The sequence below is a fragment of the Leclercia sp. UBA1284 genome (assembly GCF_002308415.1).
GTDB lineage: Bacteria > Pseudomonadota > Gammaproteobacteria > Enterobacterales > Enterobacteriaceae > Enterobacter > Enterobacter pneumoniae.
Genome location: NZ_DBUS01000006.1, coordinates 2,007,339 through 2,031,411, shown reverse-complemented (window position 1 = coordinate 2,031,411; position 24,073 = coordinate 2,007,339). Strand labels below are relative to the sequence as shown.

Sequence of the window (24,073 nt, the reverse complement as noted above, 5' to 3'; positions counted from 1 at the left end):
TCCAAAGCGGGAATGTGGTGAAGGGATTTGATTTCGGAATTTATAAAAAAAGCGCTGCCAGTGCAGCGCTTTCAAGGGGAGGGGGTTATTTCACCTGCTGACCCGGCTTCGCGCCGTCGTCAGGGCTTAACAGGAAGATATCTTTCCCGCCAGGACCTGCGGCCATCACCATACCTTCAGAGATGCCGAAGCGCATTTTGCGTGGCGCAAGGTTAGCCACCATCACCGTCAGGCGACCAATCAGCACCTGCGGATCTGGATAGGCAGAGCGGATGCCGGAGAAGACGTTACGCTTCTCGCCGCCCAGATCCAGCGTCAGACGCAGCAGCTTGTCGGAGCCGTCGACGAATTCCGCGTTTTCAATCAGCGCGACGCGCAGGTCGACTTTGGCGAAATCATCAAAGGTGATGGTCTCCTGAATCGGATCGTCTGCCAGCGGGCCGGTTACCGGCGCAGCGGCAGCCTTCACCTCTTCTTTAGAGGCGTCGACCAGGGCCTCAACCTGCTTCATTTCGATGCGGTTATAGAGCGCCTTGAAGGTGTTCACCTTGTGGCCGAGCAGCGGCTGCTGGATGGCATCCCAGGTCAGTTCGGTGTTCAGGAATGCTTCAGCACGGGCAGAGAGCTGCGGCAGAACCGGCTTCAGCCAGGTCATCAGCACGCGGAACATATTCAGGCCCATGGTGCAGATAGCCTGCAGGTCCGCATCGCGGCCTTCCTGCTTAGCAACAACCCACGGTGCCTGCTCGTCAACGTAGCGGTTCGCCACGTCAGCCAGCGCCATGATTTCGCGAATGGCTTTACCGAATTCACGGCTTTCCCAGGCCTCGCCAATCGCAGCGGCGGCGTCGGTGAAGGTTTTGTACAGCGCAGGATCGGCCAGTTCGGCAGAGAGCACGCCGTCGAAACGCTTAGCAATGAAGCCCGCGTTACGGGAGGCCAGGTTCACCACCTTGTTAACGATGTCCGCGTTGACGCGCTGGACGAAATCTTCCAGGTTCAGGTCGATATCGTCGATACGGGAAGAGAGCTTCGCGGTGTAGTAGTAGCGCAGGCTGTCCGCGTCGAAGTGGTTCAGCCAGGTGCTGGCTTTAATGAAGGTGCCGCGGGATTTGGACATCTTCGCGCCGTTCACCGTCACGTAGCCGTGGACGAACAGGTTGGTTGGCTTGCGGAAGTTGCTGCCTTCCAGCATGGCCGGCCAGAACAGGCTGTGGAAGTACACAATGTCTTTGCCGATAAAGTGGTAGAGCTCGGCGGTGGAATCTTTCTTCCAGTATTCCTCAAAGCTGGTGGTGTCGCCGCGCTTGTCGCACAGGTTCTTGAAAGAGCCCATGTAGCCAATTGGCGCATCCAGCCAGACGTAGAAATATTTGCCCGGCGCGTTCGGGATCTCAAAGCCAAAGTACGGCGCATCGCGGGAGATATCCCACTGCTGCAGACCAGACTCGAACCACTCCTGCATTTTATTGGCGACCTGCTCCTGCAGCGCACCGCTGCGGGTCCAGGCCTGCAGCATTTCGCTGAACGACGGCAGGTCAAAGAAGAAGTGCTCAGAGTCACGCATGACAGGCGTTGCGCCAGACACCACGGATTTCGGCTCGATAAGTTCGGTCGGGCTGTAGGTCGCGCCGCACACTTCGCAGTTATCGCCATACTGATCCGGCGATTTGCATTTCGGGCAGGTGCCTTTCACGAAACGGTCTGGCAAGAACATGCCTTTTTCCGGATCGTAGAGCTGAGAAATAGTGCGGTTTTTAATAAAACCGTTCTCTTTCAGACGGGTATAGATAAGCTCTGACAGCTCGCGGTTCTCGTCGCTGTGCGTCGAGTGGTAGTTGTCATAGCTGATATCGAAACCGGCGAAGTCGGTCTGGTGTTCCTGACTCATCTCCCCGATCATCTGCTCCGGGCTGACGCCAAGCTGCTGCGCTTTCAGCATGATTGGCGTGCCGTGGGCATCGTCTGCACAGATGAAGTTGACTTCGTGGCCGCGCATTCGCTGGTAACGGACCCAGACATCAGCCTGGATATGCTCCAGCATGTGGCCGAGGTGGATAGAGCCGTTGGCGTACGGCAGTGCGCACGTTACCAGAATTTTTTTCGCGACTTGAGTCATAGTAAGCATTACTTCTTTTAACTGTGAAAAGGGGGTTTGATGTTACCCGAAAGGGAATAACTACGCCAAGAAATAAGGGCATCAATCCATAAATGAATAATTGTGGCCTGTAGGGTAAACTTAGGCTCTACGCATGCTATTTCAGAACTACAACAAAGGAGTCGGGATGAGTTCTCAATCCCAGGCCAAATCACCGGAAGCCTTACGAGCAATGGTCGCCGGGACGCTGGCAAATTTTCAGCATCCAACCCTGAAACACAATCTCACCACGCTGAAAGCGCTGCACCATGTAGCGTGGCTGGATGAGACGCTGCACATTGAGCTGCAAATGCCGTTTATCTGGCGCAGCGCTTTCGAAACGCTGAAAGAGCAGACCAGCTCTGAGCTGCTGCGCATTACCGGCGCAAAAGCGATTGACTGGAAGTTGTCGCACAGCATCGCCACCCTCAAGCGCGTGAAAAACCATCCGGGCGTGAACGGCGTGAAAAATATCATTGCTGTCAGTTCCGGCAAGGGCGGGGTAGGGAAATCCTCTACCGCGGTAAACCTGGCGCTGGCGCTGGCCGCAGAAGGGGCAAAAGTGGGCATCCTGGATGCGGACATTTATGGCCCATCGATCCCGAACATGTTGGGAGCAGAAAACCAGCGCCCAACGTCGCCGGATGGCACCCATATGGCGCCGATCATGGCGCACGGGCTGGCGACAAACTCTATCGGTTACCTGGTAACTGACGACAACGCCATGGTGTGGCGCGGTCCGATGGCCAGTAAAGCTCTGATGCAGATGTTACAAGAGACCATGTGGCCGGATCTGGATTACCTGGTCCTGGATATGCCGCCGGGTACCGGGGACATTCAGTTGACTCTGGCGCAGAACATCCCGGTCACCGGGGCGGTTGTGGTGACCACACCGCAGGACATCGCGCTTATCGATGCTAAAAAAGGCATCGTGATGTTCGAGAAAGTGGAAGTGCCGGTGCTGGGTATCGTTGAGAACATGAGCATGCACATCTGCAGCAACTGCGGGCATCATGAGCCTATCTTCGGAACCGGTGGCGCAGAAAAACTGGCTGAACAGTATAACACTCAACTGCTGGGACAGATGCCGTTACACATCACGCTACGTGAGGATCTCGACAGCGGCAAGCCAACGGTCGTGAGCCGTCCGTCTAGCGAGTTTGCAGATATGTATCGCCAGCTGGCGGGGCGCGTTGCGGCGCAGCTCTACTGGCAGGGTGATGTTATCCCGAGCGAAATCGCGTTCCGCGCGGTCTAAAATAAGCAGGCTGCCCTAACCGGGCAGCCTGTAGTGCATCAGATAATACTCGCCGTCCGGCGACTCTCCCGTCGCTTCAATATGCCACCCCTGGCGCTGGTAAAATTCCACGGCACGACTGTTCTTCACCAGACATTTCAATGCACCGGTGCTGGTAAACCTTTGCTGAACATGTTCGAGCAAGGCCTTACCTGCCCCCTGACCCTGGAAATGGGGATCGACAAAGAGGCAGTGCAGGAAATTGTCATTGACCGCCACTGAGGCAAAACCTACCCGGTGACCCGCGTCTATAGCCACCCAAATCTGCTCATTAAGCGTGGCGGCATCGAAATCCTCAAGACGCCAGGCGTTATCATCAAGCCATGGCCAGGCAGCGCGACGGGCGTGGAGGTAGAGCGTGCGCAGGAAAGGGCGGTCACTCTCCTGCCAGGGACGAATTTTCACGGGCTTAACGATGGTAGAAGATGTCACCGTTGTAGGCTTTGTAGATTTTGCCATCGGTATCGCCAATCAGTACGTAGTTCTCACCCATGTAAGTCCAGTGCGTGCCGGCATCGGGCGCAGGCAAGTTACGCAGATTGTACTGTTTAATGGTGTATTCCGGGGTCTGGTATTGGGCGGGGGCAAAATCGCCAATTTTGTATTTGGTGAAATCGGCAATAAACTCCTGCTCCTCATAGGCCTGGATGCCACCAGGGGCCGCAACGGCCAGAGGCGCAATAAATGCTGTGCTCGCCAGAGACAGTAATGTGCCCAGAAGCAGTACTTTACCTTTGTTCATTTTTTCTCCAGTTCTTAATGCTTTGCTGTGACGCGACATCAGTTATTACTCAACCGACAGTCTATCTCAAGTTTCGCTTGCTGGCGCGTCGAGAAAAAATGTAACAAAACCGTACTTTTGGCCGCCAGGCGCGGTCGCTAATTATCGGTCGCATGAATTAGATTAAGAATAGTAATAATTATTTGTATTGCTTTATTAATGAATTCCGAATCTTAAGCCGTTAGCCAGTAATAGAACGCACACGCTGTGTTAATTTTTTAGCACAGCGTTTAAAATGCCTGGAAGGTTATTGGATTTTCCTCACTGCTTATATTTCAGATAATATCAGCATACTTTCGTCGGACGGATCATACCGTTTCGATGCCTCATAAATCTATAAATATTAATTAGTTATTACAAATCAGCAATGCCGGGCTTGTCGGGTGTATCAACATTAATTTCAGGGCGTCATTATTAATGAAAGCTAAAATACGTATATGGACTTTACTTATTACAACAGGGTTGTTAACAGGCTGCGTTAATATTCCGGGGCAACATCTTAAAACGAATGGGAAAAAGATAGCCCACACCGTTGATTCCTCCGACGATATAAGCAAAAAAGTCGAAATATGGCCACTTACCCCTTCTGTGATTGAACAGTTGCGTCCAGCCAGCCTGAAATCTCAGGCAAATCCTGGACTCGACGAACAGCTTAAAAAGTGGGAGTACCGGATCGGCACCGGTGACATTCTGATGATCACCGTATGGGATCACCCGGAGCTCACCACGCCTGCCGGGCAATATCGTAGCGCCAGCGATACCGGCAACTGGGTAGGAGCGGATGGCACGCTCTTTTATCCCTACGTTGGCAAGCTGCACGTAGCCGGGAAAACGCTGGCAGAGGTGCGCAGTGAGATCACCCGGCGGCTGGAGCGGGTTATCGAAAGCCCACAGGTTGATGTCAGCGTCGCGGCGTTTCGCTCGCAAAAAGCCTATGTCACGGGTGAAGTCGCAAAATCGGGCCAACAGCCTATCACCAATATTCCGCTGACCGTGATGGATGCCATTAACGCGGCAGGCGGTCTCTCTGTGGATGCCGACTGGCGAAACGTGGTGCTGACCCATGACGGCATAGATTCCGTGATTTCCCTCTATGCGTTAATGCAGCATGGCGATCTCAGTCAGAACCGGCTGCTTAGCGCCGGCGATATCCTCTTTATTCCACGTAATGATGCCCTCAAGGTCTTTGTGATGGGGGAAGTGGTGAAACAGAGCACGCTGAAGATGGATCGCAGCGGTATGACCCTGGCGGAAGCCCTGGGTAATGCGGGCGGTATTAACCAGGATCTGGCGGATGCTACCGGCATTTTTGTGATTCGCTCGACGACTGAGAAAAAGCCCGGGAGCAAAATTGCCAATATCTATCAGTTGAAAGCGCGCGACGCGTCGGCCATGGTTCTGGCCACGGAGTTTGAGCTGCAGCCTTACGACATCGTCTATGTCACTACGGCGCCATTGGCTCGCTGGAACCGCGTCGTGAAACAGCTGGTACCGACAATCACCGGTATCCACGATCTGACTGAAACCGTTCATTCCATCAGGACGTGGCCATAATGCGGATCCAAACCATTCTGGTGGTGTGTACAGGAAACATCTGCCGCTCCCCGATGGGGGAGGGGCTTTTACAGCAGAAGATGCCTGAGATCGCCGTCAGCTCGGCAGGCATCAGTGGATTGAACGGACGGCCCGTTCACCCTCAGGCGCTGGCAGTGGCGGCGGCGCATGGCATTTCGCTTGCTGACCATGTCGCGCGCGTAGTCACCGCCCCCATGCTTAAGCAGCACGATCTGATTCTTGCGATGGAGCAGGCGCAAATCAACCGCATCTCGCAAATCGCGCCGGAGGTGCGCGGCAAAGCGCTACTGTACGGTAAATGGCAGGGGGGACAGGAGATCCCGGATCCGTTCGGCCAGAGCCGGGATGCGTTTGAGTATGTTTTTCGCCTGTTAAGCGAGGCGAGTCAGGAATGGGCCAGCCGGCTCACAGTTAAGGGATTACCAACATGTCGTCAAAAACAGTAAATCAGTCTGGCTACGGGATGGAAACCCAGGAGCTGGATCTGGCTCGCCTGCTCAGCGAATTGATCGATCATCGCGTTTGTATATTGAGTTTCACGCTGCTCTGCGCAACCTGCGGTCTGCTGTATGCACTCTTTGCCTCGCCGGTCTATATCGCCGATGCGATCATTCAAATTGAACAAAAGCAGCAAAATAATCTCCTTAAATCGATCACTCAGCTGTCGGGGGATGCCTCACCAGACTCGACGGCAGAAATCCAGCTGCTGAAATCGCGGATGATTCTGGGTAAAACCGTCGATGATTTACGCCTGCGCGATGAGATCGTCCCGGTGCGTTTCCCGCTCATTGGCAATGGTCTGGCCCGGCTGACAGGCCAGGAGACGCCCGTGCTGAAGCTCGACTGGCTGATGTTGCCCTCCAGGCACTCCCCCCTGACCCTGACCGCCGGGAAAAATGGCGAGTTCCTGCTCGAAGGCATTGATATCAACGTGCATGGCACCCCGGGGAAACTGGTGCAGAAGGCGGGCGTCGCGCTGCGGGTGCGTGAATTGCGCGCCCCGGTCGGTACTCGCTTTAAAATCAGCCAGAAAACGCAGCTTGAGGCGATCAACGTCTTGTCGAAACGCTTTAGTGTGGTCGAAAAGGGCAAAGAGAGTGGGGTACTGGAACTCAGTTTAACCGGCCCTGAGCGAGGCGCCATTGCGGCTACGCTTAATCAAATTGCCAATAATTATCTGCAGCAGAATATCGACCGTCAGGCCGCGCAGGATTCACAAAGTCTCGCCTTCCTGAAGCGACAGTTGCCGAAGGTGCGCGGAGAGCTGGATGAAGCGGAGGGTCGCCTGAACAACTACCGCAAAAAGCGGGATTCGGTCGATCTGTCGCTGGAGGCTAAATCGGTCCTTGAGCAGATTGTCAATGTCGATAATCAGCTGAACGAACTGACCTTCCGCGAGGCGGAAGTTTCACAGCACTTCAAAAAGGATCACCCTACTTATCGTGCGCTACGGGACAAACGGGCTACGCTGGAAAAGGAGCGTGAGCGGTTGAATAAGCGGGTCGGAACGATGCCATCCACCCAGCAGGAGATTTTACGGCTGAGTCGGGACGTGGATTCGGGGCGCGCGATCTACCTGCAACTGCTTACCCGTCAGCAGGAGCTGGATATCTCTCGTTCCAGCACGATCGGCAATGTCCGTATTATCGATTCGGCGGTCGCGCAGCCTGACCCCGTGCAGCCGCGCAAAGGGTTGATTGTTGTTCTTGCCACCCTGCTCGGGTTGCTGATCTCCTCGGGAGGGATACTGGCACGTAGCGCAATTCGCCAGGGGATTATTTCGCCGGAGCAACTCGAAAACCAGGGCATTACCGTCTACGCAACGCTGCCCCGTTCAGAATGGCTGAGCAGTAAAACGCATCTGCGTAGCTTTGATTTCTGGCGTAACCGTACCCGGCATAAAATTGTTAATGTTCCCTTTTTGCCGGTCGACAAGCCGCTGGACATTTTTGTTGAGGCGATACGCGGTCTGCGCACCAGCCTGCACTTTGCAATGATGGACGCTGATAATAACATCCTGATGTTCAGTGGCCCCTCGCAGGATTGCGGTAAAACGCTGGTCAGTACCTCGCTGGCGGCGCTGGTGGCGCAGATTGGCGGACGTGTCCTCTTCGTTGATGCGGATATGCGTAAGGGTTATGTCCATAACATTTTTGCGCTACAAAACGAGCGCGGCCTCTCTGAACTGCTGTCCGGCAAAATCGCCTTCGACGAGGCGGTGCAGACCTACGAGGACGGTCATTTCGATGTGGTCACCTGCGGGTATTATCCGCCGAACCCCTCCGAACTGTTGATGCACTCGCGCTTCAAGGCCTTTATGCACTGGGCCAGCGAGAATTACGATATGGTGATTGTCGATACCCCGCCGATTCTGGCGGTCACCGATGCCGCCATGGTCGGGCGTATGGCGGCATCGACGCTGCTGGTTGCGCGCCATAACATCACCAGCGTGAAGGAGATGGTCACCAGCGTCCGTCGTCTCGAACAGATGGGGGTGAACATCAAAGGGGCGATACTTAACGACGTGGTCAAATCTCTGGTTAACCACTACAGCACCGGCTACGACGCCTATGCCTATACCGCGTCAAAGAGTAAAGACCCGCAGCACAGTAAAACCGCGCATCCCTGATCCTAACCGCTGCACCTGACAGGGTGCAGCGGTTCTCTAAACTTCTTTACAGCATTATCGTTGCCAAATGGTTTAAGCCCGTTAAGATAAGCGTCGTGAATAAAGGGGCAATGATGATTAAGCGGCAGCGGAAAGCGATATTATTGGTAGTGCTGGCATGTCTGGTGGTGCTGGTTTGCAGCGCACAGCGCATGGCAAGCCTGCACGCGCTGGCGATGAAAGCTCCGCTCGTTACCCAGCAGTCCGACGTTGAACCGCCTGTCACCCCTTGTGAACTGAGTGCCAAATCCTTGCTGGCATCGCCACCTATTATGTTTGAAGGTGCGCTCTTTGCCCTGGCGTTGCTGATGGTCGTCCTCACTCCTCAGCCGGTCAGGCATCAACGGCGTTGGCCTCCTCGCGTTATCTCTCCGCCCCGGCTCAGGGTGCATCTCCGCTTATGCGTCTTCCGTGAGTGATTAATCGCCTGTTGTTCCAGGTTAATTAATCATTTACGGAGAAAATCTATGTTGACTGTTTTCAGGCGGCTTTTAGTCTGCCTGGCATTACTGTGGCTGCCCGTAAGCTGGGCGGCCGATAGCGGCTGGCTGCGCGCTGCCGATAACGATCACGCCAGCGTGCGTTTACGTGCCCAACCCGCTGAGGCGGGAGAGACACACCTGCTGTTGGACGTAGCCCTGGAAAAGGGCTGGAAAACCTACTGGCGATCCCCGGGCGAGGGCGGAATTGCCCCCTCCATTGCCTGGCAAACGCCGCTCCCGGTGCAGTGGTACTGGCCCACACCCCAGCGCTTTGACGTGGCGGGGATCGCCACCCAGGGCTATCAAGGTAACGTGACCTTCCCGCTGGTGGTGAAAGGCAAGATGCCGGACACCCTGTCCGGTGTGCTGACGCTCTCGACCTGTAGCGATGTCTGTATTCTGACCGACTATCCCTTCTCCCTCGACCTGAGTGGGCCAACAGAGCGTCAGTTTACTTATGACTTCACCAAAGCGATGGGTACGCTGCCGCGGGAAGACGGGCTGACCTCCTCGCTGAAGGCAGCCTGGGCCCCCGGCAAACTGACGGTAACCGCCACCCGCGACGCTGGCTGGCACGCCCCCGCGCTCTATCTCGATGGGATTGAGGACGCGGATTTTGCGCGCCCGACCTTTAAGATTCAGGGCGAAACGCTGACCGCGACCGTGCCGGTCACGGACGGCTGGGGTGAGGCGGCGCCCGATCTGCGTGGCAAAACGCTATCTCTGGTACTGGCCGACGGTGGTCTGGCCCAGCAGAGCCAAACCACCATTGGTGAAGCCGAGGTGACAACGTCGTCCCTCTTACCGGTACTGGCGATGGCGCTCCTGGGCGGGTTTATCCTCAACCTGATGCCCTGCGTCTTGCCGGTACTGGCTATGAAACTGGGCTCGGTATTGCAGGTGGAAGGGCAGACCAGAAGCCGTGTACGCGGCCAGTTTCTCGCCTCGGTGGCCGGCATTGTGGTGTCGTTTTTAGCACTGGCGCTGATGATGACGTTTCTGCGTCTTAGCAACCAGGCGCTGGGGTGGGGGATTCAGTTCCAGAATCCGTGGTTTATCGCCGCTATGGCGCTGGTGATGGTGCTGTTCAGCGCCAGCCTGCTGGGACTGTTTGAAATCCGCTTACCCTCTGGCATTACCACCTCGCTGGCCACGCGAGGCGGCAACGGTCTGGCAGGACATTTCTGGCAGGGGGCGTTCGCCACCTTACTCGCCACTCCTTGCACCGCACCGTTCCTGGGCACCGCCGTGTCGGTCGCGCTGGTGGCGCCGCTGGTACAGTTGTGGGGGATCTTCCTCGCCATGGGGATCGGTATGAGCTTGCCGTGGCTGGCGATTGCCGCCTGGCCGGGACTGGCGCGCCGCCTGCCGCGCCCCGGACGCTGGATGAATACGCTGCGCGTGGTGCTGGGGCTGATGATGCTGGGCTCCGCCGTGTGGCTTATCTCGCTGCTCTGGCTGCATATCGGTAAGGCGACGTGGGGTGTACTGACGCTGGTGTTAGTGCTCCTGCTGGTGGGAGTCTGGCGACGCTACCAGCGACGCGGCGCCCTTGCCGCCACCGCGCTGGCACTGCTGATGGCATTGTCGGGATACTGGCTGACCTCGCAGACGACCGGTGCCGTTGTGGAAGATCGTATTGCCTGGCAGCCGTTGAGCGAGCAGGCCATCACCGACGCGCTGGCGGCCAATAAACGGGTCTTTGTCGATGTTACCGCTGACTGGTGCGTAACCTGTAAAGCCAATAAATACAATGTGTTGTTGCGTGACGATGTACAACAGGCACTGAGTGCCCCGGATGTGGTTGCCCTGCGCGGTGACTGGAGTCGACCATCCGATACTGTCTCGCAGTTTCTGACACGCCGTCAGAGCGCGGCGGTTCCGTTTAATCAGATTTATGGTCCGGCTCAGCCGCAGGGCACCATTCTGCCTGCGCTGTTAAGTCGCGAAGGGGTGCTGAACGCACTGTCTGCCGCTAAAGGAGAGCACTAATGCGTTACTGGATGATGATTTTCCTGTTCTGTTTTTCTGCCGTCAGCATGGCTGAGCAGCAACCCGATGCCAACCAGCAGCTGGATGAGCTGATCTTTAACGATCCCGACAGTCCGCGAATGGGGGCAAAGCATCCCCGCCTGACTATCGTCAGCTTCACCGATTACAACTGTCCGTGGTGTAAAAAATTTGACCCGATGCTCGAGAAAATTGTCCACGACAACCCGGACGTGCAGTTGATTGTGAAGCTTTTACCCTTCCGCGGCGAAAGCTCAATGGCCTCGGCACGGGTGGCGCTGACGGCCTGGCGCACGATGCCTGATAAATTCTGGGCGTTACACCAGCGATTAATGACGAAGAAGGGCAATCATGATGCGGCCTCCATTCTGGCTGCTCAACAAAAGACAGCCACGACGGGGATCACCCCCGATGCGAAAAGCCAGCAGAGTCTGCAAATGAACCTGATTCTCTCGCAGGTGCTGGGCATTCAGGGAACGCCTGCCACTATTATTGGCGATCAAATGGTCGCCGGGGCGATTCCTCAGGCGGATCTGGAGGCGCTGGTCAAAGAACAGCTGGCGAAAAGCGATGCGCAGTAAACTACGCCGCTGGGCGCGCGAGCTTCTGATTCTGCTGCTGATGGTTATCGCAACGGTATGGGGGATGGATCAGCTGCGAAAGCCGGTCCTGCCCGCCGGGTTTTCGGCTACCTCTGTTGAGACGCTGGAGGGTGCGCAGATGAATATCGCCGCCCTCAGCGAGGAGCGCCCTTTGCTGATTTACGTCTGGGCGACCTGGTGCGCCATTTGCCGCTACACCACTCCTGCGGTTGAAAGGCTAACGCAAGAGGGCGGCAACGTTCTGAGCGTCGCGTTGCGCTCGGGGGATGACGGACAACTGTCGCGCTGGATGGCAAAGAAACGCCTGACCATGCCGGTAGTGAATGACGCGAGCGGGGCGCTATCACGCCAGTGGCAAGTGAGTGTAACGCCAACGCTGGTGATAGTGTCGAAAGGAAATGTAGTCGGTACGACAACCGGCTGGAGCAGCTACTGGGGAATGAAGCTTCGCCTCTGGTGGGCGGGGCGCTAAAAAAAAGCCCGGCAGGTTATGCCTGCCGGGCCGGAGATTACTTCGCCAGAATTTCCAGCGCTGTACGCTCAACCAGCGACAGCAGGACTTTGACATCCTCCAGCGTCACCGTTGGGTTCAGCAGCGTCAGCTTCAGGCAGGTGATGCCATTGTGCTCGGTCACGCCGACGTTTGCGCGGCCAGACTCCAGCAGCGCATCACCGATTTTCTGGTTCAGCAGCGCGATTGCCGCGTCGTCCATGGCCGCTTCAGGGCGGAAACGGAACAGCACGCTCGCCAGCTGCGGTTTCATGACCAGCTCCAGCGTTTTATGGCCATCAACCCAGGCGGCAACGTCCTGCGCCATGGTTACGCCATGATCGATGATCGCGGCATAGGTCTTCTGTCCCAGCGCTTCCAGGCTCATCCACAGCTTCAGCGCGTCGAAACGACGGGTCGTCTGCAGCGACTTAGAGACCAGGTTAGGCACGCCTGCTTCTTCGTCAAACTCAGAGTTCAGGTAAGCGGCCTGGTAACGCATCAGCTCATAGTGACGCGCTTCTTTCAGCAAGAAAGCACCGCAGCTGATGGTCTGGAAGTACTGCTTATGGAAGTCGAGCGTGACGGAGTCAACCAGCTCAATACCGTCGAGATAGTGACGATGCTTTTCAGAGAGCAGCAGCGCGCCGCCCCAGGCGGCATCCACGTGCACCCAAATCTGCTGTGCTTTCGCCAGTTCAGCAATCTCGCGCAGCGGGTCAATGGCCCCTGCATCGGTGGTGCCGGCGGTGGCTACAATCGCCATCACCTGCTCGCCGTTGGCTTCACACTGCGCCAGCTTCGCTTTCAGATCGTTCAGATCCATACGCGCGTACTGGTCGGTTTTCACCTGCAGTACGGACTGGTAACCCAGACCCATCAGCGCCATGTTCTTCTGCACAGAGAAGTGGGCGCTGTCGGAGCAGAGAACGCGAATTTTACGCAGATCGCCTGTCAACCCATCCTGCTGAATGGAGTGGCCCTGACGCGCGAAGAAAGCATCACGCGCCAGCATCAGCCCCATCAGGTTGCTCTGGGTGCCGCCGCTGGTGAAGACACCCGCGTCGCCAGCCTGGTAGCCCACCTGAGTACGCAGCCACTCGATCAGTTTCATCTCGATGATGGTGGCGGACGGGCTCTGATCCCAGGAGTCCATGCTCTGGTTGGTGGCGTTGATCAGGATCTCCGCCGCCTGGCTCACCACCAGGCTCGGGCAGTGCAGGTGTGCAACGCACTGGGGATGATGCACGGCCAGGCTGTCCTTCAGGAAGTATTCAACGGCGCGCGCAATAGCGGCTTCGTTGCCCAGCCCCTGCGGGCTGAAATCCAGCTGGATTCGGTCACGCAGTTCCGCGACCGTTCTGCCTTTGTACATTTCCGGCTGCTGTAGCCACTGCTTTACCGCTTCGGTGCTCTGCGAAATCGCCTGCTGATAGGCTTCAATGCTTTGCGCCGAGGACGACAAAATCGGGTTTACATCTGACATCTTATCTCTCGTCTTCGGTTAAGCCGGGCGAACGCCCGCAGCAAGCAGCGCCTGCTCAAATTTATCCAGGAATACGTTCAGCTCTTGATCGCTGATCAGCAGAGAAGGCAGCAGACGCACAACGTTACCGTTACGGCCACCGCGCTCCAGAATCAGACCCGCTTCGAAGCACTTCTTCTGAATCAGGGCAGAGAGCTCGCCATCGCCCGGGAAGCAACCCAGCTGATCGGCGGCTTCATTTGGCTTAACGATCTCAATACCGATCATCATGCCCAGGCCGCGAACGTGGCCGATAACCGGATAACGCTTCTGCAGCTCAACCAGCTTCGCTTTCAGCCATTCACCCTGTGCAGCGACTTTGTCAGCGATGTTTTGCTCTTTCAGGATCTTAAGGGTGGTGAGACCGGTTGCCATCGCCAGCTGGTTACCGCGGAAGGTACCGGTATGGTGACCCGGAGCCCAGGCATCGAACTGTTTTTTGATACCCAGCACGGCCAGCGGCAGACCGCCGCCCACTGCTTTTGACATCACGACGATGTCTGGCTCAATACCCGCGTGTTCGAAGGCGAAGAATTTACCGGTACGGGCAAAGCCTGCCTGCACTTCGTCGAGGATCAGCAGGATACCGTGTTCCTGAGTCACTTTACGGATGCGTTGCAGCCACTCGGCCGGCGCCGGGTTCACGCCACCTTCGCCCTGAACGGCTTCCAGGATCACGGCAGCAGGTTTACGCACGCCGCTCTCAACGTCGTTGATCAGGTTTTCGAAGTAGTAGGTCAGTGCTTTCACGCCAGCTTCACCGCCAATACCCAGCGGGCAGCGGTACTCATGCGGGTAAGGCATGAACTGAACTTCAGGCATCATGCCGTCAACCGCTTCTTTCGGAGAGAGGTTACCGGTCACGGACAGTGCACCGTGAGTCATGCCGTGATAGCCGCCCGAGAAGCTAATGATGCCGCTACGACCGGTGACTTTTTTCGCCAGCTTCAGCGCTGCCTCAACGGCATCGGCACCGGATGGGCCAGTAAATTGCAGGCAGTACTCTTTGCCTTCGCCCGGCAGCAGGGAGAGCAGGTATTCAGAGAACGCGTCTTTCAACGGCGTTGTCAGATCCAGGGTATGTAACGGCAAGCCGCTGGTAATAACACTTTGGATGCTTTTCAGTACGTCAGGATGGTTGTGACCCAGCGCCAGGGTACCGGCGCCTGCCAGACAATCAAGATACTCTTTATTATCCGCATCCGTTACCCATACGCCGTCCGCCTTTGTGATCGCTAAAGGCAGTTTACGCGGATAACTTCTGACATTGGATTCCATTTCGGCCTGACGGGCCAGGTAGGTCTCGTTGGATTTATTGAAAGTAGAGGCATTCAAAGTATCAATACGGACTTTATCCGTCATCATATCACTCCTACAACCGCGGCACGTCAGGCGGCCCCGATTGAATCATTAGTTAAGAAAAATGAGAAACGTGGCAAAAATCGCGGCCAATATAGAGCCTTTTTTCGTGGGGCTCAATGGTTAATTGTTTAACGTTTTATTACTGGATACATAAATAGCAGAAAGGTACGCGAAACCCGCATGGTACCTGGGGTTGTCGGGTGGTCTGATGAGGTGCAAATTGACAGTTTTACCGAACCTTTACAAAATCAGTTAAGCGCAACGGAAATAGGCGAAAACGTTAAATCAGTAGATTTCAGCGCCGCAGAGGCAGTATTCTGAATAGCGATTTACGCACAGTAATTGCAACGTAATGATTTAAATGACTCGGGGTGCCCTTCTTTGTGAAGGCTGAGAAATACCCGTACCACCTGATCTGGATAATGCCAGCGTAGGGAAGTCAGATGCCCTTCACGGCTATCGCTTCTTCACGCAAGGCAGGAGCGATAACATGCAGCCTGACCTGCCCGAACACCTTCTTATTAACCACTTCCGCGCCCGCGCACCGCTGACCCATTGTATGACGAACGATGTGGTGCAAACCTTCACCGCCAACGTACTGCTCGCGTTTGGCGCTTCGCCCGCAATGGTGATCGAGGCCGAAGAAGCCCAGCAGTTCGCTGCGATTGCCGATGCGCTGCTGATCAATGTCGGCACCCTGACGGTGCCCCGTGCGCAGGCGATGCGTTTGGCCGTCGAGAGCGCGCGGGCAGCGGGTAAGCCCTGGACCTTAGATCCCGTAGCCGTAGGCGCACTGGCGTTTCGCACGCAATTTTGCCAACAGCTGCTGGCGCTCAAACCCGCCGCCATTCGCGGCAATGCCTCTGAGATTATGGCCCTCGCCGGTATAAGCGCCGGTGGACGCGGGGTCGATACCACCGATACCGCCAGCAGCGCGCTGCCTGCGGCGCAGGCGCTGGCGCGGCAGACGCACGCCATCGTGGCCGTGACCGGAGAGGTGGATTACATCACCGATGGCCAGCGCACGAAGGAGGTCACCGGCGGCGATCCGTTAATGACCCGCGTGGTGGGAACTGGCTGCGCGCTCTCTGCGGTGGTGGCGGCCAGCTGTGCCCTGCCTGGCGATCGGCTTGATAACGTTGCTGCGGCCTGCGGCCTGATGAAACGTGCCGGAAGCGAAGCCGCTCAGGCAAGCCAGGGGCCCGGCAGCTTCGCCACCGCGTTCCTTGATGCCATCTGGCACCTGGAGGGGGCGGCATGAAACGGATTAATGCACTGACTATCGCCGGCACCGATCCCAGCGGTGGAGCGGGTATCCAGGCCGATCTGAAAACCTTTTCGGCGCTGGGAGCTTACGGCTGCTCGGTCATTACCGCGCTGGTGGCGCAAAACACCCGTGGGGTGCAGTCGGTCTACCGCATCGAACCCGATTTTGTGGCGGCGCAGCTGGAGTCGGTCTTCAGTGATGTTCGCATCGACACTACCAAAATCGGCATGCTGGCAGAGACGGATATTGTGGAAGCGGTGGCGGAACAACTCCGGCGTCATCAGGTCAAGAGCGTGGTGCTGGATACGGTAATGCTGGCGAAAAGCGGCGATCCGCTGCTCTCTCCCTCGGCGGTTGCGACCCTGCGCAACAAATTGTTGCCGCAGGTCGCGCTTATTACGCCGAACCTGCCGGAGGCTGCGGCGCTGCTCGATGCTCCCCATGCGCGCAGCGAGCAAGAGATGAAAGAGCAGGGCAGAGCGCTACGGGCGTTGGGCTGCGAGGCCGTGTTAATGAAGGGCGGTCATCTGGATGATGCAGAAAGTCCCGACTGGTTGTTTACGCGCGACGGCGAACTGCGCTTCACCGCCCCACGGGTACACACCAAAAACACGCACGGGACCGGCTGTACTCTTTCGGCTGCGCTGGCGGCCTTGCGGCCCCGCCATGAGAACTGGGCCAGCACTGTACAGGAGGCTAAGCACTGGCTCTCCCGCGCCCTGGCCCAGGCAGATACCCTGGAAGTCGGGCAAGGCATCGGCCCGGTCCACCATTTCCACGCCTGGTGGTAGGGCGAGAGTGCATAACGGCGGCGTGTCACGCTGCCGTACCCGAATCGTGCCAGCAGATTGTCCTGAAAATCGGTCTTAAAAGTGGCAAAGATGTTCAGTCGGGACCAGGCTTACCCTGCCCATAAAAACATGGGTCCGGATGACACGCGCCGACATGACGTCGGCACATAGGGGAGCAAAGTTATGACTGATATTACGCAGCTGCTTGGCAAAGATGCCGATAGCCTGTTACAGCACCGTTGTATGACCATTCCAGCCGACAACCTCTACCTGCCTGGCCACGATTACGTCGATCGCGTGATGATCGATAACAACCGCCCGCCTGCGGTGTTGCGCAATATGCAGACGCTGTATAACACCGGGCGTCTTGGCGGCACCGGGTATCTCTCTATCCTGCCGGTAGACCAGGGGGTGGAACACTCTGCCGGGGCGTCGTTTGCCGCTAATCCACTCTATTTCGATCCGAAGAATATTGTGGAACTGGCGATCGAAGCGGGCTGTAACTGCGTGGCCTCCACCTATGGCGTGCTGGCCTCCGTCTCGCGCCGCTATGCGCACCGCATTCCTTTCCTTGTGAAACTCAACCACAACGAAACCCTGAGCTATCCTACGGAATATGACCAGACGTTGTATGCCAGCGTGGAGCAAGCCTTCAATATGGGGGCCGTGGCGGTAGGGGCGACCATTTACTTTGGCTCTGAACAGTCGCGTCGCCAGATCGAAGAGATCTCAAGCGCCTTTGAACGTGCGCACGAGCTGGGGATGGTCACCGTCCTGTGGGCCTATCTGCGTAACAATGCGTTCAAAAAAGAGGGCACCGACTATCACGTATCTGCCGACCTTACCGGCCAGGCCAACCACCTGGCGGCCACCATTGGGGCGGATATCGTGAAGCAGAAAATGGCCGAAAATAACGGTGGCTATACGGCGGTGAATTACGGGTATACCGACGAACGGGTCTACAGCAAGCTGACCAGCGATAACCCGATTGATCTGGTCCGTTACCAGCTGGCGAACTGCTATATGGGCCGCGCAGGCTTGATCAACTCCGGTGGTGCCGCAGGCGGCGAGACCGACCTGGCCGACGCGGTACGTACGGCGGTTATCAACAAGCGTGCGGGCGGTATGGGGCTGATTCTGGGCCGCAAAGCCTTTAAGAAATCGATGGCCGACGGCGTGAAGCTGATTAATGCCGTGCAGGATGTCTACCTGGACAGTAAGGTCACCATCGCCTGATACCCCTCTCCAGACCCTCTTCCCGACGGGAAGAGGGTTGCTCGAAACTGCTTTTCATTTCATTCAAACATCCTTCCCGATCGACTTCACAGTTCACCTGTCTTTTGTGAAAACTGTCACTCGTTGCCGTGCATATGCCCAAAAAATGGCCGATGCTTAGCGGAATTTGTCTAAGGCAGCGGACGAATTTTGCGCTTAAAGTTACTTTCGAAACAGCTTTTCAAAATACAAAGTCGCTCTGAACCTCTGTAGTTTTAAGGACTGAAAATGAAAATCGAATCTGTCAATGTCACCGTCTTCCAGTATCCCACGCGCCGCGTCTCTGACACCGCCGGGCATTCGCACCCGGGGCCAGAGAGCCTGGCAAAAATGGCAATGCTGACGATTACCGCAGACGATGGCACCCAAGGGCACGCGTTTGCACCGCCGGAAGTGGTGCGCCCTTTTGTGGTCAACACCTTCTTTCGCAAGGTGATGATCGGCCAGGATGCGTTTAATCGCGAGCGCATCTGGCAAGACCTGGCGCACTGGCAGCGCGGCAGTGCCCATCAGCTTAGCGAACGTGCGCTTGGCTTCGTTGAACAGGCGCTGTGGGATCTGATTGGACGCAAACTGAATATGCCGGTGTGGAAACTGCTGGGCGGTTATCGCGATAAAGTGCCGGCCTACGGCAGCACCATGTGCGGTGATGACCTGCCGGGTGGCCTCTCCACCCCGGAGGAGTACGCCAGCTTTGCCGAAAAACTGGTAGCGCGCGGCTACAAGGCGATCAAGCTACACACCTGGATGCCGCCGGTCTCCTTCGCCCCGAACCCCAAAATGGATGTCAAAGCCTGCGCCGCCGTGCGTGAGGCGGTGGGGCCGGATATCGATCTGATGATCGACGGCTACCACTGGTATAGCCGGACCGAAGCGCTGTACATCGGTAAAGAGCTGGAAAAGCTTAACTTCGCCTGGTTTGAGGAGCCGATGGAAGAGGAGAGCATGTCCTCCTACGTCTGGCTGGCAGAGAATCTCTCTATCCCCATCATCGGGCCAGAGAGCCTGGGCGGTAAACATCACAGCCGTGCCGACTGGGTGAAGGCAGGGGCGTGCGACATTCTGCGCGCCGGGTCAAATGGCGTGGGCGGTATTACGCCAACCCTGAAGGTGGCCCACCTGGCCGAGTCGTTTGGTATGGATTGCGAAGTCCATGGCAACGGGGCGGCAAGCCTGGCGGTGATTGGGGCAATCAAAAACTGCCGCTGGTATGAGCGCGGTTTATTGCACCCCTTCCTCGACTATGAGGAGCCCGCGGCGTACCTCAACAGCCTGGTCGACCCGATGGACGACGACGGCATGGTCAGCCTGCCAAACCGTCCGGGACTGGGCGAAGACATTAATTTTGCATATATCGAAGCCAATACCGTCAGCCACGACTGACAAATAAAAACGTACCCTACAGGCGATATATACATGAAACGATCTCCCTTAGCCGGCGCGTGCTTGCTCGCGCTCTCGCTGATGATGGGGAGCGGGGCGGCGTACGCAAAAACGCCGCCCGATCAGCTCATCATCGGCATGAATATGAACAACCTGCTGACGCTCGATCCGGCGGCGATGACCGGAAACGAAGTGGTGGGTATTGTGGTCAATCTCTATGATTCGCTGGTGGAGCTGGATCCGAATCAACTCACCAACGTGAAACCGGCCCTTGCGAAATCCTGGGATATTGCCCCGGACGGCAAAACCCTGACCTTCCATCTGCGCGATAACGTCACCTTTCATTCCGGTAACCCGCTTACCGCCGAGGATGTCGTCTGGTCGATGCGTCGCCTGCTGCACCTGAATCTGGCCCAGGCCTCGGTGTGGAAATCCTACGGCTTTAGCAAGAAAAACATTGATCAGCAGGTGAGTGCGCCAGATGCCTACACCGTGCAAATCGTCCTGCCGAAAGCCAATGACCCGCAGCTGGTGATTTACTCTCTCGGGGCGCTAGGCAACCTCGGCGTGCTCGACAGCAAAACCGTGCAACAGCATGAAGTGAATAACGACTGGGGCAACCGCTGGCTCACCACGAACGAAGCGGGTTCCGGCCCCTTTATGCTGGAGACCTGGCAGGCAAAAGATGTGCTGCGTATGCAGCGCAATCCGCACTACTGGCGAGACGCGCCTAAAATGAATCGCATTGTGTTGCGCCATTTCCAGGAGTCGCAAACCCTGCGTCTGATGATTGAAAAGGGCGACCTCGACATTGCCAACAATATGGCGGTGGCCGATATCAATGCCTTACGTAAGGATCCGCAGCTGACGGTAGAGGCCGTGCAGAAAGGGACGGTTTACTACGTAGCGATGAGCATGAAAGAGGCCCATTTCGCCAATCCGAAAGTGCGCGAGGCGGTGCGCTACCTCATTGATTATCAGGGCATCAACAAAGCGCTGATGCCGGGCTACGGCGTACTGCATCAGCGGCCCATCAAGGCGGGGATGCCCTCCACGCTGCCGGATCCCGGCTATAAACTGGATATCCCGCGCGCTAAAAAACTGCTGGCAGAGGCAGGGTATCCGGAAGGATTCGACACTACCCTGCGCGTGCTGGCGGATCAGCCCTTCCTGAATATTGCCATCGCCGTGCAGTCCACCCTGATGCAGGCGGGGATCAACGCCAAAATCGTTACCGGTACCGGGAACCAGATTTATGGTGCCATGCGCGAGCGCAAATTCGACATGCTGGTCGGGCGTGGGGGGAGCGGCGTAGAGCCTCATCCACACTCCAGCCTGCGCGCGCTGGTCTATAACCCCGACAACAGCGACGAAGCGCGGCTGACCAACTTCCAGGGCTGGCGCACCAGCTTCTACGATAAGCCGCTCAACGCGATGATCGACAAGGCGCTGCTGGAGCGCGATCCGCAAAAACAGATTGCCGACTATCAGCAGATCCAGGTGCGCTATGACCAACTGATGCCGGCGCTGATCCCGCTGTCACAGATGGTGGATTCGGTAGTGGTGCGTAACGAAGTGAAAAACTTCCAGTCGCATCCGTCGGCCACCACCTTCCTGCGTGAAGTCTATAAAACCGGAGGTGAACAATGAGTGTGGCGATCCTCGCGTCGGGCTCCCGTACCCGGCGCTTCTCAAAGCGGGTGACTCAGGTGCTGATCACGCTGTTTGGCCTGCTGGTGCTCACCTTCTTTATTGGTCGGGTAATGCCGGTGGACCCGGTACTGGCGATTGTGGGCCCGGATGCCGACCACAGCACCTATCAGCAGGTTTATCAGCAGCTAGGTTTTGATCAATCTCTGCTGACGCAGTTTGGTATCTACCTGAACAACTTGCTGCACGGCAACCTGGGGAATGCGCTGCTGACCGGTAAGCCGGTGCTGGACGATATTTTACGCGTCTTCCCGGCCACGCTGGAGCTGGCGACGATGGCGATCATTGTCGGCGCAGGGCTGGGTATTCCGCTGGGCGTTCTGGCCGCCGCGCGGCGCAACAGTGTTTCCGATTACGTGGTGCGCATAATCAGCCTGGCGGGTTACTCCACACCCATCTTCTGGGTCGGAATGATGGGGCTGCTACTGTTTTACGCCTGGCTTGGCTGGGTGGGGGGCGCCGGACGTCTGGATCTGGGGCTGGACGGTTTAGTCCCGCGCCGTACCGGACTCATGACCATCGATGCCCTGCTGGCGGGTAACAGCGCCGTATTCTGGAATGCCATTAACCACCTGGTGCTACCTGCCTCACTGCTGGGTTTTCATTCGCTGGCCTACATCAGCCGTATGACCCGTAGCTTTATGCTGGCGCAGCTGTCGCAGGAGTTCATTATCACCGCCCGCGTAAAAGGGTTAACCGAGCGGCAGGTTATTTGGAACCACGCGTTTCGTAATATCCTGGTGCAGTTGTTAACCGTGGTCGCGCTGGCCTACGGTTCGCTGCTGGAAGGGGCCGTCCTGATTGAGACCGTCTTCTCCTGGCCTGGCTTTGGCTCTTATCTTACCGGCAGTCTGCTGCTGGGCGATATGAATGCGGTAATGGGCTGCGTGCTGCTGGTAGGGATAATCTTTGTGATGCTCAACCTGCTCTCCGACATGCTGTATCAACTCTTTGACCCGAGGACGAAATCATGACCGTTTCTCTGGATACGCCGCTGGGGGCGGGGCAATCGGAAAGCCGCCAGCGTATCAAACGTTCACTTTCACGCATGGTGGGCTTTCTTGGCCAGATGGTGCGCAACCCCCTTACCGCGATCGGCGGCGGGATTATCTTGCTGCTGCTGATTGTGGCGATATTTGCCCCCTGGATCGCCCCGTATAACCCGCTGGTGCAGGATCTCAATAACGCCCTGGTGGCCCCTAATGGCCAGCACTGGTTCGGTACCGATGAATTTGGCCGGGATATCTTTAGCCGTCTGGTGTATGGCGCGCGAATCACGCTTTATATCGTGTTGCTGGTGTCGGTCACGGTCGGCCCGCTGGGGCTACTGCTGGGCGTGACCGCCGGCTATTTTGGCGGCAAGGTGGATGCGGTACTGATGCGGGTAACTGACATCTTTATCTCCTTCCCGAGCCTGGTTCTGGCGCTGGCGTTTGTTGCCGCGCTGGGGCCTGGGCTGGAGCACGTGGTCATTGCGATTACGATCACCGCCTGGCCGCCGATTGCCCGCCTCGCCAGGGCTGAAACGCTCTCTTTACGGCAGGCCGATTTCATCTCCGCCGTCCGTTTACAGGGCGCTTCCCCGGTGCGTGTCCTCTGGCGTCACATTGTGCCGCTGTGCCTGCCGTCGGTGATTATCCGTATCACCATGAACATGGCCGGCATCATTCTGACCGCCGCCGGGCTCGGTTTCCTTGGCCTGGGGGCACAGCCGCCAGAGCCGGAGTGGGGGGCGATGATCTCCAGCGGCCGGACCTACATGATGGAGTGCTGGTGGGTAGTAACGATCCCGGGGCTGGCGATTTTAATCAACAGTCTGGCGTTCAACTTCTTAGGAGATGGCTTACGTGACATCCTCGATCCTCGCAGCGCCTGATGCGCCGCTGTTAGATGTGCGCGATCTGCACGTCGATTTTATCAACGGACGTGCGGTCACCAACGCGGTGCGCGGCGTCTCCTTCCAGTTGGGGCGCGAGAAGCTGGCGATTGTCGGCGAATCCGGCTCCGGAAAATCTACCGTTGGGCGCGCGCTGATGCGTCTGCACCCGGCAAAGGCGCGGATTAGCGCGACAAAAATGCAGTTTGGCGATGTGGATTTACGCACCGTCAGCGAGGCGCAAATGCGTGCGATCCGCGGCAAACGCATCTCAATGATCATGCAGGACCCAAAGTATTCGCTCAATCCGGTGGTCTGCGTGGGGGATCAAATCGCTGAGGCATGGCTTACCCACCACCCCGGCCGCAAGGCGGAGGCCAAAACCAAAGTGCTTGAGATGCTCGACGTCGTGCGTATTCGCCAGCCGGAGCGGGTCTATCACCTTTACCCGCACGAGATCTCCGGCGGGCAGGGGCAGCGCATCATGATTGCCATGATGTTAATCACCGACCCCGAACTGGTGATTGCCGATGAACCGACCTCGGCGCTGGACGTCTCGGTGCGCTTACAGGTGCTGGGGTTGCTGGATGATTTGGTGCAGTCGCGCGGGCTGGGGCTGATATTCATCAGCCACGACATCAACCTGGTCCGTAGCTTCTGCGATCGGGTGCTGGTGATGTATGCCGGGCGGGTGGTGGAGTCAATCGCCGCCAGCGAGCTGCACAATGCACAGCATCCTTATACCCAGGGGCTGATCGATGCCCTGCCGGAAATTAACCATCGCCGCCCGGTCTTGCCGGTGCTGCAACGTCAGGCCAGCTGGCTCAGCGAATAGGGAGGGG

21 protein-coding genes and 1 riboswitch are annotated in these 24,073 nt (G+C 57.1%); of the genes, 16 read left to right on the top strand and 5 right to left on the bottom strand.

The features are described 5' to 3' along the window. Positions 1-85: 85 nt before the first annotated feature. Positions 86-2,119 carry a methionine--tRNA ligase gene (gene metG, locus B3511_RS13005; RefSeq protein WP_040074833.1) on the bottom strand — a complete coding sequence of 678 codons (2,034 nt, stop codon included), beginning with the start codon at positions 2,117-2,119 and terminating at the stop codon, positions 86-88. A 166-nt stretch (positions 2,120-2,285) separates the two neighbouring features. Here metG and apbC point away from each other — a divergent pair, with 166 nt between their 5' ends. After that, positions 2,286-3,395, top strand: coding sequence for an iron-sulfur cluster carrier protein ApbC (apbC, locus tag B3511_RS13000; protein ID WP_286782704.1), 1,110 nt, complete (start codon positions 2,286-2,288; stop codon positions 3,393-3,395). 15 nt (positions 3,396-3,410) lie between these two features. Here apbC and B3511_RS12995 read toward each other — a convergent pair whose 3' ends face one another. Both B3511_RS12995 and B3511_RS12990 read right to left on the bottom strand, forming a co-directional pair. Continuing rightward, positions 3,411-3,893 (bottom strand): GNAT family N-acetyltransferase, encoded by a 483-nt coding sequence (locus B3511_RS12995; RefSeq protein WP_286782702.1) that lies wholly within the window; start codon positions 3,891-3,893, stop codon positions 3,411-3,413. Next, the gene (locus tag B3511_RS12990; RefSeq protein ID WP_040074836.1) at positions 3,844-4,176 is read right to left on the bottom strand and encodes an RcnB family protein; all 333 of its coding nucleotides are present in this window, start codon (positions 4,174-4,176) and stop codon (positions 3,844-3,846) included. Before B3511_RS12990 ends, B3511_RS12995 begins: the two co-directional genes overlap by 50 nt. 456 nt (positions 4,177-4,632) lie before the next feature. Between B3511_RS12990 and B3511_RS12985 the strand changes: the two genes are divergently transcribed. The 7 genes from B3511_RS12985 to B3511_RS12955 all read left to right on the top strand — a co-directional run bounded on the left by B3511_RS12985 (position 4,633) and on the right by B3511_RS12955 (position 12,024). Next, entirely contained in the window at positions 4,633-5,769 is a 1,137-nt protein-coding gene (locus B3511_RS12985; protein WP_286782699.1) for a polysaccharide export protein, read from the top strand. Next, positions 5,760-6,236 carry a protein-tyrosine-phosphatase gene (locus B3511_RS12980; RefSeq protein WP_046884766.1) on the top strand — a complete coding sequence of 159 codons (477 nt, stop codon included), beginning with the start codon at positions 5,760-5,762 and terminating at the stop codon, positions 6,234-6,236. Before B3511_RS12985 ends, B3511_RS12980 begins: the two co-directional genes overlap by 10 nt. Next, positions 6,218-8,419: a polysaccharide biosynthesis tyrosine autokinase gene (locus tag B3511_RS12975; RefSeq protein ID WP_040074841.1), complete on the top strand. Its 2,202-nt coding sequence runs from the start codon at positions 6,218-6,220 to the stop codon at positions 8,417-8,419. The genes B3511_RS12980 and B3511_RS12975 overlap by 19 nt, the downstream gene beginning before the upstream one ends. A 113-nt stretch (positions 8,420-8,532) precedes the next feature. Beyond that, entirely contained in the window at positions 8,533-8,877 is a 345-nt protein-coding gene (locus B3511_RS12970) for a copper resistance protein (protein WP_212477820.1), read from the top strand. A 48-nt stretch (positions 8,878-8,925) separates the two neighbouring features. Further along, on the top strand, positions 8,926-10,932 hold the full coding sequence (locus tag B3511_RS12965; protein ID WP_286782696.1) for a protein-disulfide reductase DsbD family protein: 2,007 nt from the start codon (positions 8,926-8,928) through the stop codon (positions 10,930-10,932). Further along, complete coding sequence (locus tag B3511_RS12960) at positions 10,932-11,531, top strand: DsbA family protein (protein WP_212477770.1); 600 nt, start codon at positions 10,932-10,934, stop codon at positions 11,529-11,531. Before B3511_RS12965 ends, B3511_RS12960 begins: the two co-directional genes overlap by 1 nt. Beyond that, entirely contained in the window at positions 11,521-12,024 is a 504-nt protein-coding gene (locus B3511_RS12955) for a protein disulfide oxidoreductase (RefSeq protein ID WP_046884770.1), read from the top strand. The genes B3511_RS12960 and B3511_RS12955 overlap by 11 nt, the downstream gene beginning before the upstream one ends. A 37-nt stretch (positions 12,025-12,061) precedes the next feature. Here B3511_RS12955 and B3511_RS12950 read toward each other — a convergent pair whose 3' ends face one another. Together B3511_RS12950 and B3511_RS12945 are read right to left on the bottom strand one after the other, a co-directional pair. Further along, a complete protein-coding gene (locus B3511_RS12950; protein ID WP_040074847.1) occupies positions 12,062-13,528 on the bottom strand; it encodes a pyridoxal phosphate-dependent decarboxylase family protein in 1,467 nt (488 codons plus the stop codon). An 18-nt stretch (positions 13,529-13,546) separates the two neighbouring features. Beyond that, on the bottom strand, positions 13,547-14,932 hold the full coding sequence (locus B3511_RS12945) for a diaminobutyrate--2-oxoglutarate transaminase (RefSeq protein WP_040074848.1): 1,386 nt from the start codon (positions 14,930-14,932) through the stop codon (positions 13,547-13,549). Positions 14,933-15,286: 354 nt separating this feature from the next. After that, positions 15,287-15,383, top strand: a riboswitch (TPP riboswitch). A gap of 36 nt (positions 15,384-15,419) precedes the next feature. Here B3511_RS12945 and thiM point away from each other — a divergent pair. The 8 genes from thiM to B3511_RS12905 all read left to right on the top strand — a co-directional run bounded on the left by thiM (position 15,420) and on the right by B3511_RS12905 (position 24,066). After that, positions 15,420-16,190 (top strand): hydroxyethylthiazole kinase, encoded by a 771-nt coding sequence (gene thiM, locus B3511_RS12940; RefSeq protein ID WP_286782694.1) that lies wholly within the window; start codon positions 15,420-15,422, stop codon positions 16,188-16,190. Beyond that, positions 16,187-16,987 carry a bifunctional hydroxymethylpyrimidine kinase/phosphomethylpyrimidine kinase gene (gene thiD, locus B3511_RS12935; protein WP_207292076.1) on the top strand — a complete coding sequence of 267 codons (801 nt, stop codon included), beginning with the start codon at positions 16,187-16,189 and terminating at the stop codon, positions 16,985-16,987. Before thiM ends, thiD begins: the two co-directional genes overlap by 4 nt. Before the next feature lie 183 nt (positions 16,988-17,170). Beyond that, positions 17,171-18,223 carry a class I fructose-bisphosphate aldolase gene (fbaB, locus tag B3511_RS12930; protein WP_040074852.1) on the top strand — a complete coding sequence of 351 codons (1,053 nt, stop codon included), beginning with the start codon at positions 17,171-17,173 and terminating at the stop codon, positions 18,221-18,223. Between the two features lie 267 nt (positions 18,224-18,490). Then, positions 18,491-19,645 (top strand): mandelate racemase family protein, encoded by a 1,155-nt coding sequence (locus tag B3511_RS12925; RefSeq protein WP_263617274.1) that lies wholly within the window; start codon positions 18,491-18,493, stop codon positions 19,643-19,645. A 33-nt stretch (positions 19,646-19,678) separates the two neighbouring features. Next, positions 19,679-21,295 carry an ABC transporter substrate-binding protein gene (locus B3511_RS12920; RefSeq protein WP_040074854.1) on the top strand — a complete coding sequence of 539 codons (1,617 nt, stop codon included), beginning with the start codon at positions 19,679-19,681 and terminating at the stop codon, positions 21,293-21,295. Further along, on the top strand, positions 21,292-22,329 hold the full coding sequence (locus B3511_RS12915) for an ABC transporter permease (RefSeq protein ID WP_046884775.1): 1,038 nt from the start codon (positions 21,292-21,294) through the stop codon (positions 22,327-22,329). The genes B3511_RS12920 and B3511_RS12915 overlap by 4 nt, the downstream gene beginning before the upstream one ends. After that, positions 22,326-23,231: an ABC transporter permease gene (locus tag B3511_RS12910; protein ID WP_286782691.1), complete on the top strand. Its 906-nt coding sequence runs from the start codon at positions 22,326-22,328 to the stop codon at positions 23,229-23,231. The genes B3511_RS12915 and B3511_RS12910 overlap by 4 nt, the downstream gene beginning before the upstream one ends. Then, entirely contained in the window at positions 23,203-24,066 is an 864-nt protein-coding gene (locus B3511_RS12905; RefSeq protein ID WP_040074857.1) for an ABC transporter ATP-binding protein, read from the top strand. Before B3511_RS12910 ends, B3511_RS12905 begins: the two co-directional genes overlap by 29 nt. Positions 24,067-24,073 lie beyond the last annotated feature (7 nt).

Coding starts and splice junctions, on each gene's coding strand:
- metG (WP_040074833.1), bottom strand. CDS start 2,119: ATGACTCAAGTCGCGAAAAAAATTCTGGTAACGTGCGCACTGCCGTAC.
- apbC (WP_286782704.1), top strand. CDS start 2,286: ATGAGTTCTCAATCCCAGGCCAAATCACCGGAAGCCTTACGAGCAATG.
- B3511_RS12995 (WP_286782702.1), bottom strand. CDS start 3,893: ATGGCAAAATCTACAAAGCCTACAACGGTGACATCTTCTACCATCGTT.
- B3511_RS12990 (WP_040074836.1), bottom strand. CDS start 4,176: ATGAACAAAGGTAAAGTACTGCTTCTGGGCACATTACTGTCTCTGGCG.
- B3511_RS12985 (WP_286782699.1), top strand. CDS start 4,633: ATGAAAGCTAAAATACGTATATGGACTTTACTTATTACAACAGGGTTG.
- B3511_RS12975 (WP_040074841.1), top strand. CDS start 6,218: ATGTCGTCAAAAACAGTAAATCAGTCTGGCTACGGGATGGAAACCCAG.
- B3511_RS12970 (WP_212477820.1), top strand. CDS start 8,533: ATGATTAAGCGGCAGCGGAAAGCGATATTATTGGTAGTGCTGGCATGT.
- B3511_RS12965 (WP_286782696.1), top strand. CDS start 8,926: ATGTTGACTGTTTTCAGGCGGCTTTTAGTCTGCCTGGCATTACTGTGG.
- B3511_RS12960 (WP_212477770.1), top strand. CDS start 10,932: ATGCGTTACTGGATGATGATTTTCCTGTTCTGTTTTTCTGCCGTCAGC.
- B3511_RS12955 (WP_046884770.1), top strand. CDS start 11,521: ATGCGCAGTAAACTACGCCGCTGGGCGCGCGAGCTTCTGATTCTGCTG.
- B3511_RS12950 (WP_040074847.1), bottom strand. CDS start 13,528: ATGTCAGATGTAAACCCGATTTTGTCGTCCTCGGCGCAAAGCATTGAA.
- B3511_RS12945 (WP_040074848.1), bottom strand. CDS start 14,932: ATGATGACGGATAAAGTCCGTATTGATACTTTGAATGCCTCTACTTTC.
- thiM (WP_286782694.1), top strand. CDS start 15,420: ATGCAGCCTGACCTGCCCGAACACCTTCTTATTAACCACTTCCGCGCC.
- thiD (WP_207292076.1), top strand. CDS start 16,187: ATGAAACGGATTAATGCACTGACTATCGCCGGCACCGATCCCAGCGGT.
- fbaB (WP_040074852.1), top strand. CDS start 17,171: ATGACTGATATTACGCAGCTGCTTGGCAAAGATGCCGATAGCCTGTTA.
- B3511_RS12925 (WP_263617274.1), top strand. CDS start 18,491: ATGAAAATCGAATCTGTCAATGTCACCGTCTTCCAGTATCCCACGCGC.
- B3511_RS12920 (WP_040074854.1), top strand. CDS start 19,679: ATGAAACGATCTCCCTTAGCCGGCGCGTGCTTGCTCGCGCTCTCGCTG.
- B3511_RS12915 (WP_046884775.1), top strand. CDS start 21,292: ATGAGTGTGGCGATCCTCGCGTCGGGCTCCCGTACCCGGCGCTTCTCA.
- B3511_RS12910 (WP_286782691.1), top strand. CDS start 22,326: ATGACCGTTTCTCTGGATACGCCGCTGGGGGCGGGGCAATCGGAAAGC.